The 8,912-nt window shown below is 67.0% G+C and carries 11 protein-coding genes; 8 read left to right on the forward strand and 3 right to left on the reverse strand.

The genetic code is table 11. The features are described 5' to 3' along the window. The coding region (locus A6M56_RS04080; RefSeq protein WP_286757802.1) for a site-specific DNA-methyltransferase at positions 1-1,324 on the forward strand (1,324 nt) is incomplete at its 5' end. Beyond that, entirely contained in the window at positions 1,321-2,589 is a 1,269-nt protein-coding gene (locus tag A6M56_RS04085; RefSeq protein ID WP_102080568.1) for a site-specific DNA-methyltransferase, read from the forward strand. The genes A6M56_RS04080 and A6M56_RS04085, both read left to right, overlap by 4 nt. Here A6M56_RS04085 and A6M56_RS04090 read toward each other — a convergent pair. The 3 genes from A6M56_RS04090 to A6M56_RS04100 all read right to left on the reverse strand — a co-directional run bounded on the left by A6M56_RS04090 (position 2,553) and on the right by A6M56_RS04100 (position 3,973). Then, positions 2,553-2,921 (reverse strand): hypothetical protein, encoded by a 369-nt coding sequence (locus A6M56_RS04090; RefSeq protein ID WP_102080567.1) that lies wholly within the window; start codon positions 2,919-2,921, stop codon positions 2,553-2,555. The two genes, A6M56_RS04085 and A6M56_RS04090, sit on opposite strands and share 37 nt — an antisense overlap. Before the next feature lie 97 nt (positions 2,922-3,018). Beyond that, positions 3,019-3,537: a DUF3489 domain-containing protein gene (locus tag A6M56_RS04095; RefSeq protein ID WP_102080566.1), complete on the reverse strand. Its 519-nt coding sequence runs from the start codon at positions 3,535-3,537 to the stop codon at positions 3,019-3,021. Positions 3,538-3,613: 76 nt separating this feature from the next. After that, the gene (locus A6M56_RS04100) at positions 3,614-3,973 is read right to left on the reverse strand and encodes a hypothetical protein (protein ID WP_257984080.1); all 360 of its coding nucleotides are present in this window, start codon (positions 3,971-3,973) and stop codon (positions 3,614-3,616) included. A gap of 14 nt (positions 3,974-3,987) precedes the next feature. Between A6M56_RS04100 and A6M56_RS04105 the strand changes: the two genes are divergently transcribed. The 6 genes from A6M56_RS04105 to A6M56_RS04130 form a co-directional block, all read left to right on the forward strand. Then, positions 3,988-4,533, forward strand: a complete 546-nt coding sequence (locus A6M56_RS04105; protein WP_102080564.1) for an elements of external origin — start codon at positions 3,988-3,990, stop codon at positions 4,531-4,533. 2 nt (positions 4,534-4,535) lie between these two features. After that, on the forward strand, positions 4,536-6,500 hold the full coding sequence (locus A6M56_RS04110; protein WP_102080563.1) for a phage terminase large subunit family protein: 1,965 nt from the start codon (positions 4,536-4,538) through the stop codon (positions 6,498-6,500). 36 nt (positions 6,501-6,536) lie between these two features. Beyond that, positions 6,537-7,028: a hypothetical protein gene (locus A6M56_RS04115; protein ID WP_102080562.1), complete on the forward strand. Its 492-nt coding sequence runs from the start codon at positions 6,537-6,539 to the stop codon at positions 7,026-7,028. Next, on the forward strand, positions 7,028-7,420 hold the full coding sequence (locus A6M56_RS04120; RefSeq protein ID WP_102080561.1) for a hypothetical protein: 393 nt from the start codon (positions 7,028-7,030) through the stop codon (positions 7,418-7,420). The genes A6M56_RS04115 and A6M56_RS04120 overlap by 1 nt, the downstream gene beginning before the upstream one ends. Further along, entirely contained in the window at positions 7,420-7,641 is a 222-nt protein-coding gene (locus tag A6M56_RS04125; RefSeq protein ID WP_102080560.1) for a phage head-tail joining protein, read from the forward strand. Before A6M56_RS04120 ends, A6M56_RS04125 begins: the two co-directional genes overlap by 1 nt. 11 nt (positions 7,642-7,652) lie before the next feature. After that, positions 7,653-8,912: phage portal protein (locus A6M56_RS04130; protein WP_286757803.1), on the forward strand; the 1,260-nt coding region annotated here is incomplete at its 3' end.

Here is an 8,912-nt window from a genome sequence, read left to right on the forward strand (position 1 = left end):
CGAGGCGCAGATCGCCAAGATCGCGGCCAGCATCGTCGAGTACGGCTGGACGAACCCGATCCTGGTCGATGGCGGCAACGGCATCATTGCGGGCCACGGGCGTCTGGCCGCCGCGCGCAAGCTCGGCTTGGCCGAAGTGCCGGTCATCGAACTGGCACACCTGAGCACGGCGCAAAAGCGCGCCTACGTCATCGCCGACAACCGGCTGGCGCTGGATGCGGGCTGGGACGAGGAAATGCTGGCGCTGGAGCTAGCCGAGCTGTCCGAGGCCGGATACGAGCTGGCGCTCACCGGCTTCGAGGACGCCGAGCTGCGAGACCTGCTGGCAAGCGCCGAAGTCCCGGACGCGGGCGAACAACAGGACGACGCGGCGGACGACGCCGACGACGTGCCGGAAGCTCCGGCCACGCCGGTGTCCCGCGTGGGCGACGTCTGGGCCATCGGCGCGCATCGCCTGATCTGCGGCGACGCCGCCGATGCCGACGTGGTCGCCACGCTGATGGCGGGCGAGCAAGCGGCGCTGTGCTTTACCTCGCCACCCTACGGCAACCAGCGCGACTACACCACCGGCAGCATCGCGGATTGGGACAGCCTGATGCGCGGCGTATTCGCGCAATTGCCGATGGCCGACGACGGCCAGGTGCTCGTCAACCTCGGCCTGATCCACCGCGACAATGAGTTCGTCCCATATTGGGAGGCGTGGATCGGCTGGATGCGGACGAAGGGTTGGCGGCGCTTCGGCTGGTACGTCTGGGATCAGGGGCCGGGAATGCCCGGCGACTGGGCGGGCCGCTTCGCGCCCAGCTTCGAGTTCGTGTTCCACTTCAACCGCGCCAGTCGCAAGCCCAACAAGATCGTGCCCTGCAAGTTCGCTGGGCAGGAAACGCACCTGCGTGCCGATGGTTCCTCCACCGCGATGCGCGGCAAGGATGGCGAAGTCGGCGGCTGGACACATGCGGGCCAGCCGACGCAGGACATGCGCATCCCCGATTCGGTGATCCGCGTGATGCGTCACAAGGGCAAGATCGGCGAAGGCATCGACCATCCCGCCGTATTCCCGGTCGCGCTGCCACAGTTCGTCATCGAGGCGTTCAGCGACACGGGCGATCTGGTGTTCGAGCCGTTCGGCGGCAGCGGCAGCACGATGCTGGCCGCACAGCGCACCGGGCGCGTCTGCCACTCGGTGGAGATTGCGCCGGAGTACGTCGATGTCGCCATCCGACGCTTCCGGCAGAACCACCCGGAGGTGGCGGTCACGCTGCTGGCCACGGGTCAGACCTTCGACGAGGTCGAGGGCGAGCGTATCGAGGAGGTTGTGGCATGACGCTCTCGTGGCTCGCCGACAAGATCGAACGATGGCCGACCGCCAAGCTCGTGCCCTATGCCCGCAACGCGCGCACGCACAGCGACGCGCAGGTGGCGCAGATCGCCGCCAGCATCGCCGAGTTCGGCTTCACCAATCCTATCCTCGCGGGCAGCGACGGCGTGATCGTCGCCGGTCATGGACGGCTCGCCGCCGCGCAGAAACTCGGCCTCGAGATGGTGCCGGTGGTCGTGCTCGACCATCTGACGCCGACGCAGCGCCGTGCGCTGGTGATCGCGGACAACCGCATCGCCGAGAATGCCGGGTGGGACGATGAACTGCTGCGCGTCGAGCTGGAGGCGCTGCAGGACGAAGGTTTCGACCTCGATCTGACCGGCTTCGACGCCGATGCGCTGGCCGACTTGCTGGCGGGCGATGAACCGGATTCCGAAGGCGAAACCGATGACGATGCGGTGCCCGAGGTCAGCGAGACGCCGGTCTCGCGCCCGGGCGACGTCTGGCTGCTCGGCGGCCATCGGCTGCTGTGCGGCGACGCCACCGTGGCCGCGAGCTACGGCACCTTGCTCGACGGCGAGCCGGTGGACATGGTGTTCACCGATCCGCCGTACAACGTGAACTACGCCAACAGCGCGAAGGACAAGCTGCGCGGCAAGGATCGCGCAATCTTGAACGACAACCTCGGCGACGGCTTCCACGATTTCCTGCTCGCCGCGCTGACGCCGACCATCGCCCACTGTCGTGGCGCGATCTACGTGGCGATGTCGTCCAGCGAACTGGACACGCTGCAATCTGCCTTCCGCGCGGCGGGCGGCCACTGGTCGACCTTCATCATCTGGGCGAAGAACACCTTCACGCTCGGTCGCGCCGACTACCAGCGTCAGTACGAGCCGATCCTTTACGGATGGCCCGAGGGGGCGCAGCGCCACTGGTGTGGCGACCGCGACCAGGGCGACGTGTGGCAGATCAAAAAGCCGCAGAAGAACGACTTGCACCCGACGATGAAGCCGGTGGAACTGGTCGAGCGCGCGATCCGAAATTCGAGCCGCCCCGGCAACGTGGTGCTCGATCCCTTCGGCGGCTCCGGCACGACGCTGATCGCCGCCGAGAAATCGGGACGGCTGGCGCGGCTGATCGAACTCGACCCGAAGTACGTCGATGTGATCGTGCGCCGCTGGCAGGACTGGACTGGGAAACGTGCCACCCGCGAGGCGGATGGCATGGCGTTCGATCAGGCGGCCAGGGACTCGTCAGTGATCTCGCAGTGAATCACGAAGCCCGTCAGGTAGGGCAGACCGCGCGGGATGCCGTATTGCTTGCTGGTCTGGCGTCCAATCGTCCAGCCCATCCACTGTCGGGTGGCGGCGTTGATCGCGTCCGCCAAGGTCTGGCCCCGGTACAGCCCGTTCTGAACCTCGTCCGCGAAGTGGCGGCCGTGTCGGCTGTCGAGGAAGATCCGCACCGATTCGAGGGGCTGGCCGGTGGCGTCCGAAATGGCGTTCAAGGCCAAGGGCCATGAGGCGCTGGCGTGTTCGTTCATCGTGCCCCAAAAGCCCCAGGCGTCATTCTGGGTGGCGGGGATTTGCTGCTTGCGGGTCATCTTCGGCTCCGGCGGGTTGATCGTGGCGACGCGCGTAGTAACGCGCTGTTCGATTGAGAAGCCAAGCGCCGCTTGGCCTCTTTCTCGATCTTTCTGATCAGGCGATCCGGTAGATTCGCTCACCACCTTCCGGCTTGTCCGAGGTGATGGTCAGGCCCAGCTTCTTCTTGAAGGCCCCGGCGAAGGTGCCGCGCACTGTGTGCGCCTGCCAGCCGGTGGTATCGCAGATCTGGCGGATGGTCGCGCCCTCGGGGCGCTTGAGCATCCGGATGACCTCGGCCTGCTTGCTGTTCTCGCGGGTGCGCGGCGTGGTCTTGGCCTCCTGCTTCCACGTGGCTTCGGCGGCGATGACGTCCTGCTCCAGTTCGGCGTCGAACTGGGCCGTCGGCTGCTGGACGCCGGGACGCGGCATGCCCAGCGCATCGTAACCCTCGGCGGCGATGCGCCAGCCCTCGCCGTCGGGCGTGATGAGGGCGCGGTTGAACATTCCTTCCAGCACCTTCTTGCGCGCGCCGCCTTTGACGTTGTCGGGGAACCAATCGATCTTGCCGTCGCTGGAGTGGATGGCCTTGGCGAGGATGGCGTGCTGAGCCGGGGTCAGTTGGATGGTGCTCATGGTCAGTTCCTTTGCAGTGGTTGATTGGGATCGTGATGAACGCGCTGTTCGCCGGTGAAGCCAAGCTCTTTCTGCTTCAGCGCCTGCGCAGTGACGAGATGCCTGCTTCGGCCAGTTCAAGGGCGGCGGCATGGAACGCCGTTTCCGCGATCCAGGGCGCGTCCCGAGCGTCATCCAGGAGTTGATCGATTACCGCTTTGGCTCGTGCGCGCATCGAAGCGCATGCGGCTTCGAGGTCCGCATTGCTGGCGGTGGCCACCTCGTTGCGGCAGGCGCGCACCAAGACCGTCATGGCGGCTTCGGCGAGCTTGACTGCAAGGGTGTCGGGGGCTGGGTTGTTCATCGTTTGTCCTTTCGACGTGGTTGATGGCGTGACGTGATGAACGCGCTGTTCCCGATGGAAGACAAGCTCTTTCTCGACGAAGGACGAACACATGATTGAAGGTGCCGATGGGAATCTCGATTCGCGCCTACGCGCGTCACCGTGGCGTTTCCGACGCGGCGGTGCGCAAGGCCATCGCTGCCGGGCGCATCACGCCGGAGTCGGACGGAACCCTTGAGCCGCAGCGCGCCGACGCCGAGTGGGCGCGCAACACCGAAGCGCCGCGCACCGGCACGCGCGCCCGTGCCGTCAAGGCCGTCGTGCCGCCGGAAACCGCCACCGCCGCGCCCGTGGGCGACGGTCAGGCTGCCTTGCCTACCGGCGGCGCGTCGCTGTTGCAAGCGCGCACAGTCAACGAGGTGGTCAAGGCGCAGACGAACAAGGTGCGCCTGGCCCGGCTCAAGGGCGAGTTGGTCGACCGCAACCAGGCCATCGCCCACGTCTTCAAGCTGGCGCGCGCCGAGCGCGACGCGTGGCTGAACTGGCCCGCGCGCATCTCGGCGCAGATGGCGGCCAAGCTCGGTGTCGATCCGCACACGATGCACATCGCCCTTGAGGCGGCGGTGCGTGAGCACCTGCAGGAGCTGGGCGAGATGCGCCCTCGGGTGGATTGACGATGGACATGGACTACGAAGGCGCGGCCGAGATCGAGCGCGCATGGCGCGAAGGCTTGACGCCCGATCCTCTGCTCACGGTGTCCGAATGGTCGGATCGCCACCGGATGCTTTCCAGCAAAGCATCCGCCGAGCCGGGGCGCTGGCGTACCAGCCGCACGCCATACCTGAAGGCGATCATGGACTGCCTGTCGCCGACCTCGCCGGTCGAACGTGTGGTGTTCATGAAGGCCGCCCAGCTCGGCGCGACCGAGATGGGCTCGAACTGGATCGGCTACGTGATCCACCATGCGCCGGGGCCGATGATGGCGGTCTGGCCGACGGTGGAGATGGCCAAGCGCAACTCCAAGCAGCGGATCGACCCGCTCATCGAGGAGTCGGCGGCGCTGGCGGAACTGATCGCGCCGGCGCGTTCGCGCGACTCGGGCAACACGATCCTCGCCAAGGAGTTCCGGGGCGGCGTGCTCGTGATGACGGGCGCGAACAGCGCCGTCGGTCTGCGGTCGATGCCGGTGCGGTATCTGTTTCTCGACGAGGTCGACGGCTATCCGCTGGACGTCGAGGGCGAAGGCGACGCGATCTCGCTGGCCGAGGCGCGCACCCGCACCTTCGCGCGCCGCAAGATCTTCATCGTCTCGACGCCGACGATCTCCGGGGCGAGCGCCATCGAGCGCGAATACGAGGCCAGCGACCAGCGTCGCTACTTCGTGCCGTGCCCGCATTGCTCGCACCGGCAGTGGCTGCGCTTCGAGCAGTTGCGCTGGGACAAGGGCGCACCGGAGACGGCGGCCTACATCTGCGAATCGTGCGACGAGTCGATTGCCGAGCATCACAAGACCTGGATGCTGGAGCACGGCGAGTGGCGCGCGATGATCAGCGACGGGCCCGGCAAGACCGCGGGATTTCACCTGTCGTCGCTGTACAGCCCGGTGGGCTGGCGCAGTTGGCGTGACATCGCCGCCGCGTGGGAGAGCTCCGTCAACAAGGAATCGGGATCGGCGGCTGCTATCAAGACCTTCAAGAACACCGAACTGGGTGAGACCTGGGTCGAGGAAGGCGAAGCACCCGACTGGCAACGGCTGGTCGAGCGCCGCGAGGACTACCGCATCGGCACGGTTCCGCAGGGAGGACTGCTCCTGGTGGGCGCGGCCGACGTGCAGAAGGATCGCATCGAGGCGTCGATCTGGGCCTTTGGGCGCGGCAAGGAGTCCTGGCTGGTGGAACACCGCGTGCTGATGGGCGACACCGCCCGCGACGCGGTGTGGAAGCGCCTCGCCGAGTTGATTGCGGAGAACTGGACGCATGCCTCGGGCGCGGCGATGCCGTTGGCCCGGTTCGCGCTCGACACCGGCTTTGCGACGCAGGAGGCCTACGCTTTCGTGCGCGCCTGCCGCGATTCGCGCGTGATGGCGGTCAAGGGTGTGCCGCGCGGCGCGGCCTTGATCGGTACCCCGACGGCCATCGATGTCTCGCAGGGCGGCAAGAAGCTGCGCCGGGGCATCAAGGTGTACACGGTGGCGGTCGGCATCGCCAAGCTGGAGTTCTACAACAACCTGCGCAAGAGCGCGGACGTCAGCGAGGACGGCGTGACCACGGTCTACCCGACCGGCTTCGTCCACCTGCCCAAGATCGATGCGGAGTTCATACAGCAGCTCTGCGCCGAGCAACTGATCACCCGCCGCGACCGCAATGGCTTCCCGGTGCGCGAGTGGCAAAAGATGCGCGAGCGCAACGAGGCGCTCGACTGCTACGTGTACGCCCGCGCGGCCGCGTCAAGCGCGGGCCTGGATCGCTTCGAGGAGCGCCACTGGCGGGAACTGGAGCGCCAACTCGGGATGGAGCGGCCACCGGATGAGCCGCCCCCGATTCAAACATTTGACCCAGACGAGGCCACCCAACGCGGTGGCCTCGCTGTTTCTGCAACCCCATCACGCCGGCGCGTCATCCGAAGCCGATGGCTTCGCTGATCCCCGCTGGTTGTCCTGATCTGCAAAGGAGTTTTCATGAGTCTTGCCACGCGCATCGAGAGCCTGGTCATCCGGGTCGCCCAGGAGTTCAACGACGTTCGGGCGACGGCAGGCAATCTCGCCAGCCTGTCCACCACCGACAAGTCGAGTCTGGTCGCGGCGATCAACGAGTTGAAGGCGGCGGTGCTGTCCGCGACGGCCATCGACGACAACCAGATCGCCACTGCCACCACCTATTCGTCGAACAAGATCGTGTCGCTGCTCGATGCGCTCAAGGCCGACATTTTGGGTGGAGCGGATGCCGCCTACGACACCCTGGTCGAGATCCAACAGTTGCTGCAGAACGGCACCAGCGGTCTGGATGCGCTCCTGGCCGCAGTCAACCTGCGCGTGCGCTTCGACGCGGCGCAGACCCTGACGGTGGCCGAGCAGCTGCAGGCGCGCACCAACATTGGTGCGGTAGCTGCCGCCGATGTCGGCAACACCGACACCGACTTCGTCGTCATCTTCGACGGGGCGCTGGCCTGATGAGTCTCGCGTCCAGCATCGCCGCACTGGCGGCGCGCATCGGCTTCGAGGTGAAGACCAAGATCGACGCCACGCACCCCGGCCTCGCCCGGGTGTGGGTCAGCTTCGGCTACGTCAATGGTCAGGTCGTTGTCGCCAGCGCGCACAACGTCGCCAGTGTCGTGCGCACGGCGGCGGGCCGCTACCGCGTGCGTTTCGCCGTGGCGATGCCCGACGCGAATTACTGCTGGTTGGCGCTCGCCCGCAGCAGCACGAACAGCGGCCAGCAGCGCGTGGCCATCGTGCGCGCCAGTTCCGATCTGAAGACCCCTCAGTACGTCGACGTCTCCTGCGCGACGACGGCCGCGTCGTTCGACGACTCCTCCGAAATCAACCTCGTGGTGTACCGCTGATGGCCTACGCAGAAGCCCAACTCCAGGCCTTGGAGACGGCGCTCGCCAAGGGCGAACGCCGCGTCTCTTTCGGCGACAAGACGGTCGAGTACCGCTCGGTCGATGAACTGATGGCCGCGATCCGCGAGGTCAGGCGCGGACTGCTGCAGCAGGCAGCCGAAACCGGTCTCTTGCCCGGCGCGCCGCGCCAGATCCGGGTTACGACCCACAAAGGTTTTTGACGGGGGTTCTGATGGCCTGGTATTCGAAACTCCGAAGCCTGTTCGGCCAGCCTCCCGTTCACGAAGCGGCGGGCCGTGGCCGTCGCTCGCTGGCGTGGATGCCCGGCAACCCCGGCGCGGTCGCGGCGATGCTGGCGACCAATGCGGAACTGCGTGGCAAGAGCCGCGACCTCGTGCGTCGCAATGCTTGGGCGCAAGCCGGGATCGAGGCCTTCGTGGCCAACGCCGTCGGCACCGGCATCAAGCCGCAGAGCCTGTCGCCCGACGACTCGTTCAAGGCCGAGGTGCAGGCGCTGTGGCGCGACTGGACGGCGGAAGCCGACGCGGCCGGGCAGACCGACTTCTATGGCCTGCAGGCGCTGGCCTGCCGCGCGATGCTCGAAGGCGGCGAATGCCTGATCCGCTTGCGGCCGCGCCGCCCGGAAGACGGGCTGGTGGTGCCGCTGCAGCTTCAGTTGCTGGAGCCCGAGCACCTGCCGATCCATCTGAACACCGATCTGCCCTCGGGCAACGTCGTGCGCTCCGGCATCGAGTTCGACAGCCTGGGGCGGCGCGTCGCCTACCACCTGTACCGCTCGCATCCGGAGGACGGTCGGCTGGCCCCGATGTCGGGCCGGGGCGGGATGGACACGGTGCGCATCGATGCGAAGGAAATCATCCACCTGTTCCGTGTTCTGCGTCCCGGCCAGATCCGGGGCGAACCGTGGCTGTCGCGGGCGCTGGTCAAGCTCAATGAGCTCGACCAGTACGACGACGCCGAGCTGGTGCGCAAGAAGACTGCCGCGATGTTCGCGGGCTTCGTCACGCGCCAGAACCCCGAAGACAACCTGATGGGCGAAGGGGCGGCCGATGGCGACGGCATCGCACTCGCCGGGCTGGAGCCCGGAACGCTGCAGATTCTGGAACCGGGTGAGGACATCAAGTTCTCCGATCCGGCCGACGTCGGCGGCTCGTATTCCGAGTTCCTGCGCACCCAGTTCCGCGCGGTCGCCGCCGCCATCGGCATCACCTACGAGCAACTCACCGGCGACTTGACCGGCGTGAACTACTCGTCCATCCGCGCCGGGATGCTGGAGTTCCGCCGCCGCTGCGAGATGGTGCAGCACGGCGTGCTGGTGCATCAGATGTGCCGCCCAGTGTGGGCCGCGTGGATGAAGCAGGCCGTGCTCGCCGGTGCGCTCGAAGCGCCGGGCTTCGCGCGTGGCGGGCCGGCGCGTCGCCGCCAGTACCTGCAGGTGAAGTGGATTCCGCAGGGCTGGCAGTGGGTCGAT

Source organism: Ralstonia sp. RL, from assembly GCF_001683835.1.
GTDB lineage: Bacteria > Pseudomonadota > Gammaproteobacteria > Burkholderiales > Burkholderiaceae > Ralstonia > Ralstonia mannitolilytica.

Excerpts from the sequence above, each read along its gene's own strand:
- A6M56_RS04085 (WP_102080568.1), top strand. The coding sequence starts at position 1,321 with ATGACGCTCTCGTGGCTCGCCGACAAGATCGAACGATGGCCGACCGCC.
- A6M56_RS04090 (WP_102080567.1), bottom strand. The coding sequence starts at position 2,921 with ATGACCCGCAAGCAGCAAATCCCCGCCACCCAGAATGACGCCTGGGGC.
- A6M56_RS04095 (WP_102080566.1), bottom strand. The coding sequence starts at position 3,537 with ATGAGCACCATCCAACTGACCCCGGCTCAGCACGCCATCCTCGCCAAG.
- A6M56_RS04100 (WP_257984080.1), bottom strand. The coding sequence starts at position 3,973 with ATGTGTTCGTCCTTCGTCGAGAAAGAGCTTGTCTTCCATCGGGAACAG.
- A6M56_RS04105 (WP_102080564.1), top strand. The coding sequence starts at position 3,988 with ATGGGAATCTCGATTCGCGCCTACGCGCGTCACCGTGGCGTTTCCGAC.
- A6M56_RS04110 (WP_102080563.1), top strand. The coding sequence starts at position 4,536 with ATGGACATGGACTACGAAGGCGCGGCCGAGATCGAGCGCGCATGGCGC.
- A6M56_RS04115 (WP_102080562.1), top strand. The coding sequence starts at position 6,537 with ATGAGTCTTGCCACGCGCATCGAGAGCCTGGTCATCCGGGTCGCCCAG.
- A6M56_RS04120 (WP_102080561.1), top strand. The coding sequence starts at position 7,028 with ATGAGTCTCGCGTCCAGCATCGCCGCACTGGCGGCGCGCATCGGCTTC.
- A6M56_RS04125 (WP_102080560.1), top strand. The coding sequence starts at position 7,420 with ATGGCCTACGCAGAAGCCCAACTCCAGGCCTTGGAGACGGCGCTCGCC.